This is a genomic window from Conexibacter sp. JCM 18997, from assembly GCF_055391915.1.
The window spans coordinates 3,299,571-3,319,289 of record NZ_AP043885.1; the positions used below are offsets into that span (position 1 = coordinate 3,299,571).

A 19,719-nucleotide genomic window follows, 5' to 3' on the forward strand; every position below is an offset into this window, starting at 1 on the left:
CCCGAAATGCAGCACTTCCTAGCCCGGCTGGTTGCCGGCACCGTCCTCGCTCTCGCGCTGCTGGTCGCGCCAGCGCTCGCCACGCCCGTCACCGTGCGGATCGAAGGCGACACGGTGGCCGGCGCGATCCCCGTCAACACGACGGGCTCCGGCGTCCCCGGCCTCGCCTCGTGCGGGCCCAACAGCGCCGGCGAGGCGCTCGAGAAGGCGACGCTGGGCAACTGGGATCGCTCGGCGTTCGTCTCGACGATCCTCGGGGAGGACCACTCCTACGCCGCCAGCGACTACTGGGCCTTCTGGGTCAACGGCAGCTACAGCCAGGTCGGCATCTGCGCCTACACGGTGCAGCCCGGCGACGAGCTGCTGTTCTACAAGCAGGTCGACGGCCCCGGCTTCGTGGGCACGATCTACCCGCTGTACTTCTCCAGCGCCCCGACGGCCGTCGCCGCCGGTGCGCCCTACACCGTCTCGGTGATCGAGCGGCTCAGCGACGGCACCACGACCACCTCCGGCCCCGCCGTCGGCGCCACGGTCAGCGACGGCAGCTCCAGCGCCGTCACCGACAGCAACGGCCAGGCCACGCTGACCGCGCCGCTCAGCGGCCCGATCCAGCTGGTCGCCTCGCAGGGCAGCCGGGTCAACTCGCCCCGCCCGAACGTGGCGGTCGTCGCGGTCCTGCCCAGCACGTCGGCGCCGGTCGACACGCCGCCGGCCACCACGACGACGCCGGCCACCACCGCCCCGACCCCGGACGCCCCGTCGCAGGCCGACACGAAGGCCCCGATCGCCACGATCGCCAGCCTGACCAACCGCCAGCGCTTCGCCAAGGGCAAGGGCCCGCGCGAGCTGAAGGGCTCCGTCAGCGACACGGGCGCGCTGAAGTCCGTCGAGGTGCGCCTGCGCCGCCAGAGCGGCAAGGCCTGCTTCTCGTTCGACGGGACCGCCGAGCGCTTCGCGAAGACCTCGTGCGCCAAGCAGGCCGCCTGGTTCAGCGTCGGCTCGACCGCCGACTGGAGCTACCTGCTCCCGTCCAAGCTGGCCTCGGGGCTGTACCAGCTGCAGGTCCGCGCCACGGATGCCGCGGGCAACCAGAGCTCGGTGCAGAGCCTGCGGTTCCGTGTGGCGTAGCGCCCTCATCGGGCTGATCGCCGGGGCGACGCTCGTCGCCCCGGCCGTCGCGCCGGCGGCGACGCCGACGCAGCGCGCGGTCGTCTACCTCGAGCGCGCGCAGAACACCGACGGCGGCTTCGGGTTCGCCCCGGGCGACTCGACGACGGCGATCGGGACGCAGTGGGCCGCGATGGGGCTCGGCGCGGCCGGGCGTGACCCGGCCAAGATCGCCCACCTGGGCGGCGACACGCTGGCCACCGCGGTCGCGCGCACGGCGGGCGGCGAGCTCGACAACGCCTCCAGCACGGCGCGGGCGATCCTCGCCCTGCGCGCGTCGGGCGGCGCCAGCACGCTGGCCCGGCGGCTGGCCGCGCTGCAGGGCAGCGACGGGTCGTTCGACGGCCTGGTCACCACGACCGCGTTCGGGGTGCTCGCGCTGCGCGCGTCGGGCCGCTCGACCCGCGACACGGCTGTGCGCCGGGCCGGCGCGTGGCTGACCGGCCAGCAGAACCGCGACGGCGGGTTCAGCGCGGCCGGGAAGGGCGCGGCCAGCGGCATCGACGAGACCGCCGCCGGCCTGCAGGCGCTGGTGCGCGGCGGAGCGTCGCGCTCGTCGGCCAGCGTGCGGTCGGCGCTGCGCTTCCTGCGCTCCCAGCAGAGCGCCGACGGCGGGTTCCCGCTGCGCATCGGCGCGGCCTCCAACGCGCAGTCCACGGCGTGGGCGATCCAGGGCCTGGTGGCCGCGGGGACCGACCCGGCCAGGACGACCCGCGGCGGCAGCCGCGATCCGCTCAGCTACCTGCGCAGCCTGCAGGCCGCCGACGGGTCGGTGCGCTACTCGCGCACCAGCGCGCAGACGCCCGTGTGGGTGACCGCGCAGGCGCTGTTGGCGCTGACGAAGACCGCGTTCTAAGCCGCGCAGGTGGCGCACTCGCCGTGGAGCACGATGTCGTGCTCTCCGACGGTGAACGAGCCGACCTTCTCGGCCACGCGCTCGATCGCCGACTCCAGCTCGGGGTCCTCGAACGGCTCGACCTTGCCGCAGGTGTCGCAGACCAGGTGGTGGTGGTGCTCGCCGGAGGGCAGCGCCGCCTCGTAGCGCGCGGTGCCCGAGCCGACGTCCAGGCGGGAGACCAGGTGCAGCTCGTCGAGCTGCTCCAGCGTGCGGTACACCGATGCGCGGCCGACGGCACGGTCGCCGCTGCGCAGCCGCTCCTCGATCTCGGCCGCCGTCATCGCGCACGGGTTGCGGCCGAGCAGCTCGATGACCGCGCGGCGAGCGGCACCGCTGCGGAAGCCGGCGGAGGCCAGCGTGCGCTCGGCGTGCTCGATCCACTCCTCGCTCATGCCGCTGTGGAGGGTAGTGCGGCGACCTGGGCGCGCTGCCGCGCGCGCCGCAGCGCACGGGCCCCGAAGGCCGCGACCCACAGCACGACGGTGGCCAGCGCGATCGACGCGCCCGCCGCGGTGTCGGCGTGATAGCTGACCAGCAGCCCGCCGATCCCGGCCACGACGGCCAGCCCGACCGACCAGGCCATCATCGTGGCCAACCGGTCGCTGAGCAGGCGCGCGGTGGCGGCCGGCCCGACCAGCACCGAGACGACGAGCAGGTTGCCCAGGCCCTGCACGGCCACGAGGATCGCCGCGGCCAGCAGGATCAGCAGGGCCGCGTCGACCAGGCCCGGGGCGGCGCCCAGCGCGCGGGCGCTGGAGCGGTCGAAGGCGACGGCCAGCAGGCGGCCGTGCAGGAGCGCCAGCGCGACGACCACCGCGAGGGCCAGCACGCCGGCGGCGATCAGGTCGGTGTCGCTGACGCCGAGCACGTCGCCGAACAGCAGCTCGCCCAGGCCCGGCGGCGAGGACCGCGAGAGCGCGAGCAGCGCGCCCGCGCCGAACAGCGTGGTGACCACGACCGCGGTGGCGTTGTCGCGCCCGACGCCCGGCACGCGCCCGGCCAGGGCCACGGCCAGCGCGGCCACGAGGAGCCCGGCGGCGCCACCGATGATGATCGGGATGCCCAGCAGCGCCGCGCCGACCAGACCCGGGAACAGCGAGTGGGCCAGCGACTCGGCCGAGTAGGACAGCTCGTAGAAGACGATCCAGCAGCCGAGCAGCCCGCCGGTCAGGCCGAGCAGGACGACCTCCAACGCGGCGCGCCGCACGATCGGGTCGCTGAACGGGTCCAGGAGCCAGGCGATCATGCGGGGTCGTGCTCGTGGTCGTGGTCGCAGTGGTGGGCGGGCAGCACCCCGCGCCCGCCGTCGGGCAGCTCCACGACCTGCTCGCCGTACGTGCGCTCCAGCACGTCGCGCGTGAGCACCGCGTCGGGCCGGCCGAAGGCGATCTGCGTGCGGTTGAGGCAGAGCACGAGGTCCCAGCGGCGCGCCTGCTCGACCTCGTGGGTGGAGATCAGCAGGCCCTTGCCCTCGTCGGCCAGCTGGCAGAGCAGGTCCTCCAGCAGGCGGGAGCTGGGCTCGTCCAGGCCGGAGAACGGCTCGTCGAGCAGCAGCAGCCCGGCGTCCTGGACCAGCGCGCGGGCGATCAGCACGCGCTGGCGCTGGCCGCCGGAGAGCTCGCCGAACGTGTCCCGGGCCCGGTCGCCCAGGCCGACGCGGCTCAGCGCGTCGAGCGCGCTGCGCCGGTCGGCGCGGCTGGGCCGTCGCCACCAGGGCAGCCGCGACAGCGTGCCCATCAGCGCGACGTCGAGCGCGCTGACCGGGAAGTCCAGCCGCGAGCGCTCGGTCTGGGGCACGACGCCGCAGCGCGTGCGCACGTCCAGCTCGCCCGCGCGGTGGGGCAGCTCGCCCAGCAGCGCGCGAAACAGCGTGGTCTTGCCGCCGCCGTTGGGCCCGAGCAGGCCGACGCGCGCGCCCGCGGGCAGCGTGAAGTCCAGGCCCGAGATCGCGGGCGCGGCACCGTAGCCCCCGGACAGCCCGTGGGCGTGAACCAGCTCAGCCATCCCCACATCCTTGCGCGCCGCCGGTGAAGCCCTCGACGATCGCGTTGGCGTTGTGCTGCTCGGCGGCCAGGTAGGTGGCGCCATCGGAGTCCGACGGCCCGAGCGTGTCGGCGTACAGCTCCTGGCCCACCTGCGCGCCGGTCTGCTGCGCGATCTGGCGGGCCAGCTTCTCGTTGACCGAGCTCTCGGGGAAGACGGCCTTGACGTCCTCGGCGCGGATCGTCTGCACCAGGTCGGCGACCTCGCCGGCGGAGCTCTGCGCCTGGGTGGACTGCGACGGGATCACCGCGCCGACCACCTCGATGCCGTAGCGCTGGGCGAAGTAGTTGAGCGCGTCATGGTCGGTGACCAGCTTGCGCTGGGCGGTGGGCACCGCGTCGACGCACGCGCGCACCCGCTCCTCGAGGGCCTGCAGCTTGGCGATGTAGGCCGTCGCGTTGGCGTCGAAGGTCGCGGTCTTGTCCGGCTCGGCCTGCGCGAAGGCGGTGGAGATCTCGGTCACCGCGGCGATCGCGTTCTCGGGGTCATGCCACCAGTGCGGGTCGTTGGGGCTCTCCTCCTCGTCGCCGGCCAGCTTCACCGGCAGGCCGCTGGACAGGTCGACCACCTTGGGGTCCGCGCCGGACTGGTCGATCACCTCGTCCATCCAGTGGTCGAGGTGGAAGCCGCTCTCGAGGACGACCTGGGCGTCGGCCGTCTCGCGCACGTCGCTGGGCCGGGGCTCGTAGGCGTGCGGGTCGCTGTTGGGCTGCAGCAGCTGCGTGACGTCGACGGCGTCGCCGCCGACCTGGCGGGCGAAGTCGGCCACGACCGGCGTGGTGGCCACGACCTTCAGCGTGGCCTCGCCCCCGCTGGAGCCGCTCCCGCCGCACCCGGCCAGGCCGATCAGGCCAACGGCCGCGGCGGCGACCAGCGCCCGGCGCCCGCGGGCCACGCGGATCAGCGCGACGGCGGCGAACGCGACGCCCGAGACGACGGCGATCGTGGCGCCGGGCGGTGCGTCGGTCCAGTAGCTGAGCAGCAGCCCGGCCACGCCCTCCAGCGCGGCCAGCACGACCGTGGCCGCCTGCCAGAGCGCGAGCCGGTCGATCAGCAGCCGCGTCGTGACCGCGGGCACGACGAGCAGCGCGGTGGCCAGCAGCGCACCGACCGCGGCCAGCGCGGCCACCGCGGTGAAGGCCACGAGCACGAGCAGGACCGCGTCGGGCATCCGTGAGCGCAGCCCGAGCGCCGGCGCGGAGGCCGGGTCGAAGCCCTGGGCCAGCCAGCGCGAGCCCAGCGTCAGCGTGGCGATCAGCGCCAGCGCGGCGGCGGCGCCGGCCAGCGCCAGGTCGCCGGTGTCGATCAGCAGCAGCGACCCGAACAGCAGCGAGTCGACGTTGGCCGCGGAGTGGAACACATCGGAGGCCAGGATCACCCCGCCGGCCAGGCAGGCGACCAGCACCAGCGCGGTGGCGGGTCCGTGCTCGTCAGAGCCCCGCCGCGCGGCGACCGCCACGCCACCGGTGAAGAGCAAAGCCGCGCCCAGCGCCCCGAGCGACGCGGCGAACCCGAGCCCGTCGGCCAGCACCAACCCGGGGAACGTGGCCGTCCCGACGGCATGGGCATGGAAGGCCAGGCCACGCAGGACGATCCACGTCCCCAGCAGGCCTCCGGCGGTGGCCAGCAGCAGCACTTCGATGAGTCCCCGCTGCATGAACGGGAGGGTGAACGGCTCCAACATGAGACTGAGTCTAATCACCATTCACCCAGGAGCGACGTGTGGCACCCTGACCGCCGTCGTGGCGGCGAGCGTGCCACACGTGCCCCGGGCGGACTACGTGGTGCGGCGGGCGAGCTTCGCGCAGCGCGCCAGCGCCGCACGGCGCTTGGCGCCCGCCGGCACCTTGCGCGCCTTCGCCCGGCAGGTGGCAACCGCCTTCGCCCGCTTCTTCGCGGCCGCCTTCTTCGCCGCCGCCGTCTTCTTCTTCGCTGCCGTCGTGGACGCCGGCTTCGACGCCGCCGTCGTCGGCCCGGGCGCGGCGGCCGGAGCAACCCCCGATGCGGGCGCCTCGGCGGCCGGCGCCGGAGCGGGTGCGGGAGCGGGAGCCGCAGGCGTCACCGCGCCGCCGCCACCGCCACCTCCACCACCGCCCGCCGGCGGCGCCACCGCGCCGCACGGCGGATCGATGGCCCGCGACTCTCCGCGCGCGATCGTCAGCGAGGTGGTGCCCAGGACGGTCCCGGACGGCGTCTCACACGTCAGCGTGTAGGCCTCGGTGTGACCCGGCGTCACGGTCCGCGTCGTCTTGAAGTGGTCCACCGACAGCGACCACTGGTTGGTCAGCGCGGTGAAGTTGACGACCTTCGCCACGTAGGAGCCCGCGGCCGGCTTGGACAGGACGACCTGCTCGGTGGCGGCACCCGGCGCGTTGCCCGAGGAGCCCACGAGCGTCTCGGTCCCGCCCTGCACCTTGTAGACCTCGAGGTCGTAGTCCTCGACGGCGATCGTCGGGGTGAGCGTCACCTTGACGGCGCCCGAGGCATCCGCGTCGGTCACGGTGAACGGCACGCGCCCGTCGGACGTCGGCCCGCTCTCCTGCGTGTCGTAGGGCTCGTCGTCGAGCTCCTCGACCACGCCGCCACCGCCGACGAACGGCCGCGTGGACGGGTTGATGTGCCAGCTGAACGCGCCACCGGCGGGGACCGTGGTGGTCGAGTCGAGCTGGTCCTGCAGCGCCTGCGGGTCCTGCACGCCGGTCGGGCAGACCGGGTCGGTGACCGAGATCACCGGGTCGATGCCCATCGCGCAGTAGGGGCTCGTCTCGGTGACGAAGTCCTTGTGCAGGCGCAACACGCTGCCGGCCGGCGCCGAGCCGGAGATGACCGCGTGGTCGGACGGGTTGGCCGCGGCCTCGGCGGCGATCAGCAGGGCGTCCTTCAGGCCCTTGCCGTTGCCCGCCGCGGTGCCGTCCCACTGGTCGACCACGCCGGTCTCATAGGGCATGTGGAAGGCGCCGTCGACCGGCCCCATCTCGATCGTGTACCCGTAGCCGCCGGTGGCCGCGTAGGTGTCGTCCTCGGTCGTGCCGGCGGTGTCGTACAGCTGCCAGGAGTACTGCGACGTGTAGCCCGTGTCGGCGGCGATCGCGTCGCCGATCTCCTTCATGCGGCTCTCGTCGGGGGCCAGGCCGAGCTGGGCCAGCCCCGGCGGGCGCAGCACCAGCGCGGCGACGTTGTGCATCGAGATGAGCATCGTCACCTGGTGGGTGCGCGCGTAGTTCCACACGGCCTGCGTCTCGGGCTCCGAGCGCGGACCGGGACCGTGGAAGCTCTGCGAGGTCGGGTCCGGCGAGCCGCCCGGGCCGCCCCACAGGTTGCCGTAGTTGCGGTTGTTGTCGACGCCCCACTGCAGCTCACACGGGACGTTGGGGTCGGGAATCGCGCCGTCGCAGTTCTTGCGGCGGTAGGTCAGGATGCCGCCGGGCGGCACGACGGCCTCGACGGTCGACAGCGGCAGGCCGGTGCCCAGCGGGTCGGCCTCCTCGCCGCCGTTGGCGTCGCGGATCGCGTCGGCCGGGTCGATCGTCGCCGCGTTGCGCGAGGAGACGAAGCCGTCGACGTTGACCACGGGCACGATCACCACGCGCTCGTTGCGCAGGATGTCGGTCACCCGCGCGCTGGAGTCCTCGGCCAGCAGGTGGGCGAACTCCATGTTCGCCTCGTCGGCCGGCCATTCGCGGGCGTGATGGGTGCCCATCAGGAAGAAGGTCGGGCGCCCGTCGGCCGCGTGCACGTCGTTGGCGATCTCGACGCCGTCGATCGAGCGACCCTGGAAGGACGTGCCGATGGTCACCGGGCGCACCTTGTCGGGGTGGTCGGCCACGAGCTGCTTGAGCTCGGCCTGGATGTCGTCCAGGTCGCGGTAGCTCGTGCGGCCCGAGGGCAGGGACGACGTCCCGTCGACGCTGGCCGCGTAGGCGGCGTCGGCGCGGCGCGACTGCGCGTAGTAGGCGCCCAGGTCGGCGATGCGCGTCTGCGGCGTCAGGCCCAGATCGCGCAGCAGGCCCAGCTGGCGGGCGCCGTTGACGACGACGTCGGCCTTGCCGTTGCGGATGTGCTCGGTCACGTCGAGCCCCAGCTGCTGCATGCGATCCAACAGCGCGGGGTTGGCGGGCACCCGCACCAGCGAGGCGGTCTGCGACGCGGGCGGCGCGACGTCGACCATCTCGAAGCTCGCGGTCGCGGTCTCCGAGGCGCCGGCCCGGCGGCAGCCCTGGGCGATCAGCTTCTGACCGGAGGCCACGAAGCCCTGGATCAGCTCGTCGGAGCCGAACGAGCGCGACGTGCGCAGCGGCAGGTTGGTCGCGGCATCGCGCAGCGCCAGATCCCAGTCGCCCGAGCGCCCGGCCAGGCGCGTGTTGAGGAAGCCGGACATCGGCGCCTGATAGGTGGTGGTGTCGCAGTGCCCGGCGGCCGCGCTCAGCGCGCGCTCCACCGGGGGCAGCGAGGCCGGGGCCGCGGAGGCGACTCCCGGCACGGCGAGCGCGGCGGCACTCGCGGTGAGGAGCACGGCGTGACGGAGCATGTCCGCCCTAACGGCGCCGCTACGCGGAACTTGCGCCCTTCAGTCGGCCAACGCGTCGCGCAGCTGCGCGCGGCCCGGGATGCCGAGCTTGCGGTAGGCGCGCGACAGGTGCATCTCGACGGTGCGCCGGCCCACGAACAGCTGGGCCGCGATCTCGCCGTTGGCGGCGCCGGCGGCGGCCAGGCGGGCCACGCGCAGCTCGGCCGCCGTGAGCTCGTCGTGCGCCGCGCCGGGGCGGCGCCGCCCGCCGGCCGCGCGCAGCTCGACGTGCGCCTGGGCGACCAGGCCGTCGGCCCCGCAGATCGTCGCGGTGCGCAGCGCCGCGTGCAGCGGGCCCCGCGCGGCCACGCGCTGTCCGGCGCGCAGGAGGACCACGCCGAGGGTCAGCTCCGCCCGCGCCTGCTCCAGCCGCGCGGGCGAGGCGGCCAGCTGGTCCACCGCCTCCTCCAGCAGCGCGGGGTCCCGGCGCACGGCGCCGGCCGCGGCCAGCGCCTGCCCGACGGCGCGCCGGCTGCCCACCGTCCGGGCCAGCGCCAACTGCTCGTCGACCAGCGCGTGGGCCGCCGCGGGATCGGTGGCCACGAGCGCCCGCGCCGCCACGCCGCGCCATCCGGCCCAGGCCGGCGTGACCACCCCCGCGCGCGCCGCCCGGCGACCGGCCTCCCGGGCCAGCGACACGGCCCGCGCCGGCTCGGCCAGCCACGCGGCGGCCAGCGGGAGCGCGAACCCGTCGACGCGGTCGGCCCACCGTTCGGGCGGTCCGTCCAGCACGGCCAGCGCCGCGGCCGACTCGCCGCGTGCGGCGTGCACGTCCGAGAGCGCCGCACGCAGGGCCGGCGCGTGGCGATCCCAGCCGTCGGCCTCCAGCGCCAGCGCGCGCCCGCCCAGCTCCAGCGTGGTGTCCAGGTCGCCCTCGCCCCAGGCCAGGATCGCGCGCGCGGCCAGCCAGGTGCCGATGCCCAGCGGGGAGCCGATCTCCCGCGCCCAGGCCGTGCCGTCCTCGATCAGCTCGTGCAGGGCGGCGGGCGTGTCGCCGGCCCCGAGCGCCATGAAGGCCAGGAAGCCGCCGCCCAGGCGAGCGATCCCGGTCAGGCGGCCCAGCCCGTCGCGGGCCAGCGCCCCGGCCGGCGCGTCGGGCGCCCCGGCCAGCGCGGCGGCCGCGGCCGCCGACACGTCGCAGGCCGCCTGCTCCAGCGGGCCCGCGCCGGCGGCGGGCTGCGGCCGGCGCAGCGCCGCCGCGGTCCGGTCGCCCGGGGGCGCGCCGTGCAGCCACGCGGCGGTCGCGGCGGCCAGCACCGCGTAGGCGCGCAGCTCGTCGGGCACCGCGCCGTCGGCCGCGCGCGTGCGGGCGTCGACCAGCAGATCGCGGGCCACGTCCGGGCGCCCGGCGGCCACCTGGGCGTCGCCGTGCTCGATCAGCAGCAGGACCGCCGTCGGCGCGGGCAGCGCGCCGGCCAGCGCGTCGTCCAGGCGCTCGCGCGCGTCGGGGTCTCCGGCGAAGGCCGCGGCCCGGGCCAGCGCCAGCGCCGCGCGCTCGCGCAGCGCCGGCTCGGGTCCTTCCTCCAGGGCCCGGCGCAGCAGGCGCCCGGCGGTCGGCGGGTCGCCGTGCGCGAGCGCGTCCAGCCCGGCGGCGACCAGCGCCTGCACGGCCCACGCCTCGCCACAGGCCGGCGCGGCCAGCAGGTGCGCGCCGACCAGGGCCGGGCGCACGCCCTCGTCGTGCAGCAGACGCGCGGCGCGCAGGCGCAGCAGCCCCTGCGCGGCGGCGGGCATCGCGGCCAGCGTCGCGTCGGCCACCACCGGATGGGCGAAGCGCAGGGGCACGCTGGGCGCGAGCACGTGCGCGGCGACGAGCTCGTCGGTCGCCTCGGCCACCGCCTCCAGATCGAGCCCGGCCAGCGCGGCGACCCGGTGCAGCGACGCCTCGGGCGCCAGCACCGCCGCGGCCCGGGCCACGGCCAGCGCGCGCTCGTCGAGCTCGGCCAGGCGCCCGGCCACCGCGCCGACCAGGTCGCCCGGGAGCGCGTCGTCGACGGCGACGCCGGTGCGCAGCACGTGCTCGACCAGCGAGACGACGAGCAGCGGGTTGCCGGCCGTGCGCTGCAGCAGCGCCGCGGCGGCGGGCCCGCCGAGCGCGGCGGCCAGCACCTCGGCGGCGTCCTGGCCCAGCGGCCGCGGCTCGACGACGATGGCGATCCGAGCCAGCCAGGCCAGCTCGGCGTCCTCGCTGGGGCGGGTGGCGATCAGCAGCAGGCCGCCGGCCGCGGCCACGTCGGGCGCGGCCAGCGCGAGCGCGCGCAGCGACGCCGCGTCGGCCCAATGGGCATCGTCGGCCACGATCAGCAGCCCGCCGGGCGCGCCGGCCAGCGCGACCAACAGCCGGCGCAGGCCGCGCTCGACGGCCAGCCGCGCGTCGGGCGGTCCCAGGCCGCCCAGGTCCTCCGCCCCGTCGACCAGCCCGCACACCGCCCGCCCGGCCACGTCGCGCAGCGCGGGGTCGACGCCGAGCGCCGACCCGGCCAGCGCCAGCACGAGGCTGTAGGGGTGGTCGCGCTCCAGCGGGCTGGCCGTGGCCCGCAGCAGCGGCCCGGTCCAGCGCTCCGCCGCGGCGTCCAGCAGCACGGTCTTGCCGATGCCGGGCGCGCCGCGCACGAGCAGGATCGCGCCCTCGCCCCGGGCGGCGCGATCGACGCGCGCGTCGAGCAGGTCCAGCTCGACGTCGCGCTCCAGGAGGCCCTTACGCATTTCGGTGCTTCACGGTCGCAACCGAGACGACCCGGTGTCAAGGTCGCCGCCATGCGCCGCCCTGTCCTGACCGCCGTCCTGGCCCTCGCTCTGCTGTCCGCCACACCCGCCGCCGCGGTCGTGCCCGGCGGCGACGGCGCGGTGGTGTTCACGTCGTTCGAGACGGCGGCCGGCGTGCTGGCCGAGGTGCCGCTGGCCGGCGGCGCCTGGCTGGAGGTCAACGGCGCCCCACAGCGCAGCCACGACCCGTCGCCGGCGCCGGACGGCCGGATCGCCTTCAGCTACGACGGCGACGTGTGGCTGCTGGATCCGTCCAACGGCCAGCGGACCCAGCTGACCGACACCCCGGCGACGAACGAGTCGCAGGCGTCCTGGGCGCCGGACGGGGACAGCCTGGTGTTCGCCAGCAGCGCGGGCCCGACCGGCGCGATCGAGCGCATCGACGCCGACGGCGGCAACCGCACGGTGATCCCCACCTACGGCGTCAACCCGTCCGATCCCGAGCTGTCGCCCTCCGGCACGCAGCTGGCCTACTCCGCGTACGAGCCCGACTTCTCCTCCACCGCGGTGCGCGTGCGCACGCTGGCCGGCGGCGTCGGGGCCGACTTCCCCGCGGGCCCGGCGCTCTCCTCGGAGCCGAGCTGGTCGCCCAGCGGGGACCTGCTGGCCTACACGGTCAGCAACCGCATCTTCGTGTCCGCCCCCGGCGGCCCGCCTCGGCCGGTCGGCGACGCGGCCGGCGTGGCGGGCTACCAGCCCGCGTTCTCGCCCAGCGGACGCCACATCGCCTTCGTGGCCGGCGGCGGGACGCCCCAGATCCACCTGGCCACGCTGGACGCCGACGGCGCCTGGGATGGTGACGAGCCGACGCGCGCGCTGACCGCGGTGCCCAACTACGGCGCCAACCGCCCGGCCTGGAGCTACGGCACGAGCGGCTCGGGCCCGGTGCCGGGGCCGGGCGGCGGAGGCGGCGGTGGCGGTGGCGGTGGCGGCGTGCCGGGCGGCGGAGGCGGCGGCGCGTCGGGCGGATCGGCCGGCGAGACGTCGGGCGGCGAGGGCGCCCCGCCCGCCGAGCCCCGCCCCGGCACCAGCTTCCGGCCGCTGGCGGTCCCCGACGGGCGCATCTTCGTCGCCTCCGTCCACCAGGACGCCGAAGGCGAGATCTACTCGTTCACCCCGGGCGGCGGCGACCTGCGCCGGCTGACCAACCGCGGTGGTCTGGACCGCGATCCCGACGTGTCGCGCCCGGACAACGGCGTGCCCCAGCGCGTGGCCTTCACGCGCCGCATCTCCGGGCGCACGGAGATCTGGACGATGTCGCTGGACGGGACCAACGCCCGCCGCTTCCGCGCGGTCATGCCGCCCGAGGCGCGCGATCCGTCGTGGTCGCAGGACGGCCGCACGATCGCCTTCGTCGGCCGCGAGAGCCCCACGGCGCGGCCCGGCGTGTACGTGGCCACCGAGGGCGGCGAGGCCCGGCGCCTGGGCACCGCGCCGCCCGCCGCCAACGACGAGGACCCGGCGTTCTCGCCCGACGGCACGCAGGTCGCGTTCCGGCGCAGCGAGGCCGACGACATCGCGTTCGTCGTGCGTCGCCTGTGCACCGTCGACGTGCTGCTGGGCGGCGAGGAGTGCTCGCTCTCGGGGCCGCGCAGCCGCGACGTGTTCGCGCTGCAGTTCTGCGACTCGCAGACCGACCACGTGCTCTGCCGCGGGCTGGCCGTCGGGATCACGCTGGCCGCGTCGCGCGGCGTGCCCACCTGGGGCACCTACGGCCAGGTGTGGGCCACCGCGGGCCACGAGCGCATGCAGTACGTCGTGCCCTACGGCCTGTACGCCGACAGCGCCTACCTGGCGGGACGGCCGTACGAGGGATCCATCGGCCAGGAGGCGCTGACGCCGATCCACCTCGACCGCGACAACGCGCTGGTGGCCGGCTGGCCGTCGCCCTCGCGCACCGAGCTGCTGGAGCTGCGCGTGCTCGATGGCGAGGATGGCCTGACCGTGACCCGCGCACCGTGGGCGCCGGATGGCACGGTGGGCACCTGGGTGCGCAGCATGCCACCGGCGCTGAGCCTCGTCGGCCTGCCCTCCTGGGCGGGCGCGCAGAGCGCGGGCGACCGCTCGTTCCGCGGCGCGTTCGGCGACCGCGCCCAGGTGCGCCTGGAGGACGTGCGCCTGGAGCACGGCGAGCTGACCGCGACGATCCGCAACGAGGAGCGCTTCGTGGTCAGCGGCAGCCTCGAGCTCGAGCCCGGGGGCGATGGTGCCCGCGCGGCCACCGTGCGTCGCTGCGAGGGCGAGCGCCGGCGCCGGTTCGTGATGCCCGCCCGCTCGAGCATGCGCGTGAACGTCAACGCGATCACCTACACGAAGGCCGTGGTCTGCATGCGCATGGCCGACCGCGTGGGCAGCGAGCGCCAGCGCCGCTCGCGCGTGAGCGTGCGCCCGATCTAGCGATCTAGAAGTGACCCGCGACCGCCGCCCCGGTGACGGTCAGCGCGTCCTGGGGCGCCGGGCGCAGGATCACCACCTCGGCGGGCGCCTTGTCCAGCAGCCACATCAGGTCGTCGGCGTCCAGGCCGTTGGTGGCCGGCACGACGACGCGGTCGACCGGCTCGGCGGCCAGCAGCAGCTCGAGCGCGTGACGGGCCGAGCGCCCGCGGCTGACGCGCGCGTCGACGGCGACGTCCTGATGGGCGGCCAGCTGCTCGATCGCCTCCAGCACCGGCATGCCGTTCGTGCACTGGCGCGGCAGCGGCGCGTCGAGCGGCAGCGTGCGCGGGACGGTGGCCAGGAACGCGGGCATCAGCGTCGCCTGCTCGGCCTGGGCCAGGCGCAGCGCGGCGTCCAGCGCGCGGCGCGAGATGGCCGTGCCCGAGAAGGGCAGGAGGATCCGGCGCACCGGTCCCGCGCCGCGGCGGCGCTGCCACGACAACCGGCGCCCGACCAGCACGGCGCCGCTCGCGCCGACGGTCAGCCCGATCACCAGCGCGACGACGTGCCAGAGGCTCATCGGGCGCTCTCCGTCCCGCGCGAGCGGTCGGCGACGATGCGCACGTCGACCCCCGGCGCGGCGCGCATCAGCCGCTGGGGCAGCGGCGCGCGCCAGGGGCGCCGGCGCATCGACTCGCCGACCAGCAGGTAGGTGACGCCGCGCTCGGCGGCCACCCGCGCGGCCACCGCGACGACGTCGTCGCCCTCCTCCACCAGCAGCGTCGCGCCCAGCACCGAGCACAGCTGGCGCAGGGGGGCCAGCGCGGGATCGTCGCGGCGACCGGCGGGCGCGACCCACAGCACGTCGAGGTCGGCACCCAGCCGCTGGGCCGAGCGCCAGGCCCGGCGGATCAGCCGCTGCGCGCTGGGCACCGGACGGACCAACGCCATCAGCCGCTCACCCACCGCCACCCGCGCGGCATCGGCGACGGCGTGGTCGCGGGTGCCCAGCGGCCCCTCGACCTCGATGCGCCGCGCGCCGATCTCCTCGGCCACCTGCCGCAGCGCGGTCTCGCGCAGGGCGCCGAGCGACTCGATCCGAAAGAAGCCGTTGAGCGCCGCCTCGACGCGCTCGGCCGGGTACACCTTGCCCGCGCGCAGGCGCTCCAGCAGCGCCTCGGGCGTCAGGTCCACGACGACGATCTCGTCGGCCCGCTTGAGCACCGAGTCGGGGACCGTCTCACGCACGCGCACGCCGCTGAGCTCGGCCACCGCGTCGTTGAGCGACTCCAGGTGCTGCACGTTGACGGTGGAGAGGACGTCGATCCCGGCGGCCAGCACCTGCTGCACGTCCTCGTAGCGCTTGTCGTGCTCGACGCCGGGCGCGTTGGTGTGGGCGAGCTCGTCGATCAGGCACAGCTCGGGCGCGCGCCGCAGCAGCGCGGGCAGGTCCATCTCCTCCAGCGTCGTGTCGCGGTAGTCGACGCGCCGCCGGGGCAGCACCTCCAGCCCGGCCGCGGCGGCGAGCGTGTCCGCGCGCCCGTGGGTCTCCAGCAGGCCGACCACGACGTCGCGGCCGGCCTCCAGCTCGGCCCGGCCCTCCTGGAGCATGCGCACGGTCTTGCCGACCCCCGCGGCCATGCCCAGGAAGACCTTGAGGTGGCCGGGCAAGCTCAGGCTCCGAGGACGTTGTGCACGACGAGGTCGATCAGCTTGATCCCGACGAACGGCGCGACGATGCCGCCCAGGCCGTAGAGCAGCAGGTTGCGCCGCAGCAGCGCGGTCGCCCCGAGCGCCCGGTAGCGCACGCCGCGCAGGGCCAGCGGCACCAGCAGCGGGATCACCACCGCGTTGAACACGATCGCCGAGATGATCGCCGACTGGGGCGTGCCCAGGTCCATCACGTTGAGCTGGGCCAGCGGCCCGTCGGCCTGGCCGGCCGCCGCGTAGGTGGCCACGAAGATCGCCGGCAGGATCGCGAAGTACTTGGCGATGTCGTTGGCGATCGAGAACGTGGTCAGCGCCCCGCGCGTGATCAGCAGCTGCTTGCCCACTTCGACGATCTCGATGAGCTTCGTCGGATTGGAGTCGAGATCGACCATGTTCCCGGCTTCCCGCGCGGCCTGGGTGCCGGTGTTCATGGCCACGCCGACGTCGGCCTGGGCCAGCGCCGGCGCGTCGTTGGTGCCGTCGCCGGTCATGGCCACCAGCCGCCCCTCGGCCTGCTCGGCCCGGATCAGCTCGAGCTTGCGCTCGGGCGTCGCCTCGGCCAGGAAGTCGTCCACGCCGGCCTCGGAGGCGATCTTGGCCGCGGTCAGCCGGTTGTCGCCGGTGACCATCACCGTGCGGATGCCCATCTGGCGCAGCTGGGCGAAGCGCTCGGCCATGCCCTCCTTGACCGTGTCCTTCAGGTAGACGACGCCGAGCACCTGGCTGTCGCGGGCCACGACCAGCGGCGTGCCGCCCTCGCGGGCGATGCGGTCGACCACGCCCTCCAGATGATCGAAATCCCACCCACCCGGGCCGCCCTCCTCGCGCACCCAGGCGACAACCGCGTCGGTGGCGCCCTTGCGCAGCCGCGAGCCGTCCAGGTCGGCCCCGCTCATGCGCGTCTGCGCGGTGAACGGCACGGTGACGAAGTCGGCGGCCAGCTCGCGCTCGCGGATGCCGTAGCGCTTGGCCAGCACGACGATCGAGCGGCCCTCGGGCGTCTCGTCGGCCAGCGAGGCCAGCTGCGCCGCCTCGGCCAGATCGGCCTCGGACACCCCCGGCATCGCGATCAGCTCGGAGGCCTGGCGGTTGCCCAGCGTGATCGTGCCGGTCTTGTCCAGCAGCAGCACGTCGACGTCGCCGGAGGCCTCGACCGCGCGCCCGCTCAGGGCGAGCACGTTGCGGCGCACGAGGCGGTCCATGCCCGCGATGCCGATCGCGCTGAGCAGCGCGCCGATCGTCGTCGGGATCAGCGCGACGAGCAGCGCGATCAGCGTGGTCACCGAGATGTCGGTGCCGGCGAACGAGGCGATCGGCTTCAGCGTGACGATCACCACCAGGAACACCAGCGTCAGGCCGGCCAGCAGGATGTTCAGCGCGATCTCGTTGGGCGTCTTGCGCCGCGACGCGCCTTCGACGAGCGCGATCATGCGCTCCAGGAAGGACCCGCCGGGCTCCTGGGTGATCTCCACGACGATGTGGTCGCTGAGCACCCGGGTGCCGCCGGTGACCGCCGAGCGATCGCCGCCGGACTCGCGGATGACCGGGGCCGACTCGCCGGTGATGGCCGACTCGTCGACCGAGGCGATGCCCTCGATGACGGTGCCGTCGCCGGGGATCACCTCGCCCGCGTCGACGACGACCACGTCGCCCTTGGCCAGCTGCGAGGCGGGCACCTCGCGCCCGTCGCGCAGCCGCGCGACGGTCTCGGCGCGCATCGCCCGCAGCGAGGCGGCGCGGGCCCGTCCGCGCCCCTCGGCCAGCGCCTCGGACAGGTTGGCGAAGATCACGGTCAGCCACAGCCAGACGGCGATCACGCCGGTGAACCAGCGCGGGTCGGTCCCCCCGCCCACGACGAAGGCACCGGTGACGATCAGCGCGCCGATCTCCACGACGAACATCACGGGGTTGCGGATCTGCACGCGCGGGTCCAGCTTGACCAGCGACTGGCGCAGGACGTCGGCGTTCATCGCGACGCCTCCTGTTCGAGAGCGAGGTTGAGCTCGGTGACGTTGACGCCGGCCTGGCCGACGAACCCGAGGAAGCGGCCGTCGGTGTGGTCGTCGATCAGCTGCCGGACCCGGTCCACGGACAGTCCGCGGGCGCGGGCCACGCGCTGGGCCTGGATCGCGGCGTTGGCGCGCGAGATGTGGGGGTCGACGCCGGATCCCGAGGTGGTGACCGCGTCGATCGGGACGACGTCGGTGTCCTCCACGCGCCGGTACTTGGCGATCTGCGCGTCGTAGAAGTCCTTCGTCGACCGCTGGTTGGGCCCGCTGTTGGCGAAGGTGGTGGCCGACGGGTCGTAACCGGTCTGCGACGGGCGCGGGTGGAACCACCTGGCCCCGGCGAACCGCTGGGCCAGCAGCGTCGAGCCGGCCACCCGGCCGTCGACGCGGACGAGCGACCCGTCGGCCTTCCCGGGGAAGGCCACCTGGGCGATCCCGGTGACGGCGAGCGGATAGGCCACGCCCAGCACCAGGGTGAACAGCACGACGGCGATGAGGGAGGAGGTGAGTGTCTTTCGCATGGGTCAGAACAGCTGGTTGGTCAGGCCCTGGACGACGGGGCCGAGGAGCAGGGCGGGGAAGAACGTCAGGGCGCCGATCAGGACGACGACGAAGACGTTCATCCCGACGAACGTGGGCGTGTCGGTGCGCAACGTCCCCAGGCCCGGCGGCGCGATGCGCTTGCGCGCCAGCGTCCCGGCGATGCCCAGGACGAGGACGATCGGCACGAAGCGGCCGAGCAGCATGGCCAGGCCGCCCATCAGGTCGGCGAACGTCACGCCGGTGTAGCCGGCGAAGGCCGAGCCGTTGTTGTTGGCCTGCGAGAGGTAGGCGTAGATCGTCTCGCTGAACCCCTGGGGCCCGTCGTTGTAGATCGACGGCGCGCCGTACTTGCTGGAGATCGCCAGGGCGGTGAACACGAGCACGATCAGCGGCGTGAAGATCACCGCCAGCGTCACGAGCTTGATCTCGCGCGCCTCGATCTTCTTGCCCAGGAACTCGGGCGTGCGGCCGACCATCAGCCCGCCGATGAAGACGGCCAGCAGGACGTACAGCAGCATCGTGTACATGCCCGCGCCCACCCCGCCGAAGACGGTCTCCGAGTAGGACAGGTTGACCATCGGGATCAGCCCGCCGATGCCGGTGAGCGACTCCAGCGCGCCGTTGACCGCGCCGCAGGAGATCGCGGTGGTCAGGGCGGTGAACAGCGACGTGTTGGCGATGCCGAACCGCTGCTCCTTGCCCTCCATGTTGCCGCCCGACAGACCCGCGAGGTGCTGGGCCGGCGACCCGTGCGCCTCGGCCAGGTAGATGACGACCGTCGAGACGACGAGCAGCAGCGCCATCGCGGCGAAGATCGCCCAGCCCTGACGGCGGCTGCCGACCATCCGCCCGTAGGTGGCGGTCAGCGACGCGGGGATGACCAGCATCGCCCACATCTCGACCCAGTTGCTGAACTGGGTGGGGTTCTCCAGCGGCATGGCGGAGTTGACGTTGAAGAAGCCGCCGCCGTTGGTGCCGAGCATCTTGATCGCCTCCTGGGAGGCCACCGGCCCGACGACGATCGTCCCGTCCTGCCCGCCGATCCCGGAGAAGCCGACGGCGTGGCCGAGCGTCTGCACGACGCCCTGGCTGACCAGCACGACGGCGACGACGAGCGCGATCGGCAGCAGCACGTAGAGCAGCCCGCGCACCAGGTCGACCCAGAAGCTGCCGATCGTGGCCTCGCCGCCGCGCCGGCTGGCGATCGCCCGGATCAGCGCGACGGCGACGGCCAGCCCGACCGCGGCGGACACGAAGTTCTGCACGGCCAGCCCGGCCATCTGGACCAGGTTGGAGAAGGTCGTCTCGCCGGCGTAGAACTGCCAGTTCGTGTTGGTCACGAACGACGAGCTCGTGTTGAACGAGAGATCCCAGGGCGCCTGGGTGCGCAGGATCGCGTAGAGCGCCAGCCACGACAGGGCGCTGAACACGAGCAGCGTGCCGGCGTAGCCCTTCCAGCCCTGCGAGCGCTCGGGGTCGACGCGCAGCACCCGGTAGGTGAGGCGCTCGATCGGGGCCAGCACGGGCGAGAGCCACACGCGCTGACCGGTGAAGACCTTGGCCATGTAGCCGCCGAGCAGCGGCACGCAGGCGAAGGTGATGGCCAGGAAGACGGCCATCTGCAGCCAGCCCTGGAGCAT

The 19,719-nt window shown here is 74.8% G+C and carries 14 protein-coding genes; 3 read left to right on the forward strand and 11 right to left on the reverse strand.

The features are described from left to right. The first annotated feature begins 6 nt into the window (after positions 1–6). Entirely contained in the window at positions 7–1,128 is a 1,122-nt protein-coding gene (locus tag ACZ5UI_RS16850; protein ID WP_464188940.1) for a DUF4430 domain-containing protein, read from the forward strand. Beyond that, positions 1,118–2,023, forward strand: a complete 906-nt coding sequence (locus tag ACZ5UI_RS16855; RefSeq protein WP_464188942.1) for a prenyltransferase/squalene oxidase repeat-containing protein — start codon at positions 1,118–1,120, stop codon at positions 2,021–2,023. Before ACZ5UI_RS16850 ends, ACZ5UI_RS16855 begins: the two co-directional genes overlap by 11 nt. Here the strand turns inward: ACZ5UI_RS16855 and ACZ5UI_RS16860 are convergent. From ACZ5UI_RS16860 to ACZ5UI_RS16885, 6 genes are all read right to left on the reverse strand, one after another. Further along, on the reverse strand, positions 2,020–2,457 hold the full coding sequence (locus tag ACZ5UI_RS16860; RefSeq protein WP_464188944.1) for a Fur family transcriptional regulator: 438 nt from the start codon (positions 2,455–2,457) through the stop codon (positions 2,020–2,022). The genes ACZ5UI_RS16855 and ACZ5UI_RS16860 overlap by 4 nt on opposite strands. After that, positions 2,454–3,311: a metal ABC transporter permease gene (locus ACZ5UI_RS16865; protein WP_464188946.1), complete on the reverse strand. Its 858-nt coding sequence runs from the start codon at positions 3,309–3,311 to the stop codon at positions 2,454–2,456. Before ACZ5UI_RS16865 ends, ACZ5UI_RS16860 begins: the two co-directional genes overlap by 4 nt. Further along, positions 3,308–4,069 (reverse strand): metal ABC transporter ATP-binding protein, encoded by a 762-nt coding sequence (locus ACZ5UI_RS16870; RefSeq protein WP_464188949.1) that lies wholly within the window; start codon positions 4,067–4,069, stop codon positions 3,308–3,310. Before ACZ5UI_RS16870 ends, ACZ5UI_RS16865 begins: the two co-directional genes overlap by 4 nt. Continuing rightward, positions 4,062–5,792, reverse strand: a complete 1,731-nt coding sequence (locus tag ACZ5UI_RS16875) for a metal ABC transporter solute-binding protein, Zn/Mn family (protein WP_464188951.1) — start codon at positions 5,790–5,792, stop codon at positions 4,062–4,064. The genes ACZ5UI_RS16870 and ACZ5UI_RS16875 overlap by 8 nt, the downstream gene beginning before the upstream one ends. A gap of 93 nt (positions 5,793–5,885) precedes the next feature. Next, entirely contained in the window at positions 5,886–8,636 is a 2,751-nt protein-coding gene (locus ACZ5UI_RS16880) for a M14 family zinc carboxypeptidase (protein ID WP_464188953.1), read from the reverse strand. 39 nt (positions 8,637–8,675) lie between these two features. Then, the gene (locus ACZ5UI_RS16885) at positions 8,676–11,381 is read right to left on the reverse strand and encodes an AAA family ATPase (protein ID WP_464188955.1); all 2,706 of its coding nucleotides are present in this window, start codon (positions 11,379–11,381) and stop codon (positions 8,676–8,678) included. A 51-nt stretch (positions 11,382–11,432) separates the two neighbouring features. Between ACZ5UI_RS16885 and ACZ5UI_RS16890 the strand changes: the two genes are divergently transcribed. Beyond that, positions 11,433–13,838 carry a TolB family protein gene (locus ACZ5UI_RS16890; protein WP_464188957.1) on the forward strand — a complete coding sequence of 802 codons (2,406 nt, stop codon included), beginning with the start codon at positions 11,433–11,435 and terminating at the stop codon, positions 13,836–13,838. A gap of 4 nt (positions 13,839–13,842) precedes the next feature. Here the strand turns inward: ACZ5UI_RS16890 and ACZ5UI_RS16895 are convergent, their stop codons facing one another. From ACZ5UI_RS16895 to kdpA, 5 genes are read right to left on the reverse strand one after another with little or no spacing between them, the layout of a single operon-like run. After that, positions 13,843–14,397 carry a universal stress protein gene (locus ACZ5UI_RS16895; protein WP_464188959.1) on the reverse strand — a complete coding sequence of 185 codons (555 nt, stop codon included), beginning with the start codon at positions 14,395–14,397 and terminating at the stop codon, positions 13,843–13,845. Next, the gene (locus ACZ5UI_RS16900) at positions 14,394–15,488 is read right to left on the reverse strand and encodes a histidine kinase (RefSeq protein WP_464188962.1); all 1,095 of its coding nucleotides are present in this window, start codon (positions 15,486–15,488) and stop codon (positions 14,394–14,396) included. The genes ACZ5UI_RS16895 and ACZ5UI_RS16900 overlap by 4 nt, the downstream gene beginning before the upstream one ends. A 2-nt stretch (positions 15,489–15,490) precedes the next feature. Then, complete coding sequence (kdpB, locus tag ACZ5UI_RS16905) at positions 15,491–17,497, reverse strand: potassium-transporting ATPase subunit KdpB (protein ID WP_464188964.1); 2,007 nt, start codon at positions 17,495–17,497, stop codon at positions 15,491–15,493. Further along, positions 17,494–18,057, reverse strand: a complete 564-nt coding sequence (gene kdpC, locus ACZ5UI_RS16910; protein WP_464188966.1) for a potassium-transporting ATPase subunit KdpC — start codon at positions 18,055–18,057, stop codon at positions 17,494–17,496. The genes kdpB and kdpC overlap by 4 nt, the downstream gene beginning before the upstream one ends. A gap of 3 nt (positions 18,058–18,060) precedes the next feature. Continuing rightward, on the reverse strand, positions 18,061–19,719 hold the full coding sequence (gene kdpA, locus ACZ5UI_RS16915) for a potassium-transporting ATPase subunit KdpA (RefSeq protein ID WP_464188968.1): 1,659 nt from the start codon (positions 19,717–19,719) through the stop codon (positions 18,061–18,063).

Excerpts from the sequence above, each read along its gene's own strand:
- ACZ5UI_RS16890 (WP_464188957.1), top strand. The coding sequence starts at position 11,433 with ATGCGCCGCCCTGTCCTGACCGCCGTCCTGGCCCTCGCTCTGCTGTCC.
- ACZ5UI_RS16860 (WP_464188944.1), bottom strand. The coding sequence starts at position 2,457 with ATGAGCGAGGAGTGGATCGAGCACGCCGAGCGCACGCTGGCCTCCGCC.
- ACZ5UI_RS16870 (WP_464188949.1), bottom strand. The coding sequence starts at position 4,069 with ATGGCTGAGCTGGTTCACGCCCACGGGCTGTCCGGGGGCTACGGTGCC.
- ACZ5UI_RS16865 (WP_464188946.1), bottom strand. The coding sequence starts at position 3,311 with ATGATCGCCTGGCTCCTGGACCCGTTCAGCGACCCGATCGTGCGGCGC.
- kdpB (WP_464188964.1), bottom strand. The coding sequence starts at position 17,497 with ATGAACGCCGACGTCCTGCGCCAGTCGCTGGTCAAGCTGGACCCGCGC.
- ACZ5UI_RS16895 (WP_464188959.1), bottom strand. The coding sequence starts at position 14,397 with ATGAGCCTCTGGCACGTCGTCGCGCTGGTGATCGGGCTGACCGTCGGC.
- ACZ5UI_RS16875 (WP_464188951.1), bottom strand. The coding sequence starts at position 5,792 with ATGTTGGAGCCGTTCACCCTCCCGTTCATGCAGCGGGGACTCATCGAA.
- ACZ5UI_RS16880 (WP_464188953.1), bottom strand. The coding sequence starts at position 8,636 with ATGCTCCGTCACGCCGTGCTCCTCACCGCGAGTGCCGCCGCGCTCGCC.
- kdpC (WP_464188966.1), bottom strand. The coding sequence starts at position 18,057 with ATGCGAAAGACACTCACCTCCTCCCTCATCGCCGTCGTGCTGTTCACC.
- ACZ5UI_RS16885 (WP_464188955.1), bottom strand. The coding sequence starts at position 11,381 with ATGCGTAAGGGCCTCCTGGAGCGCGACGTCGAGCTGGACCTGCTCGAC.
- ACZ5UI_RS16850 (WP_464188940.1), top strand. The coding sequence starts at position 7 with ATGCAGCACTTCCTAGCCCGGCTGGTTGCCGGCACCGTCCTCGCTCTC.
- kdpA (WP_464188968.1), bottom strand. The coding sequence starts at position 19,719 with ATGCTCCAGGGCTGGCTGCAGATGGCCGTCTTCCTGGCCATCACCTTC.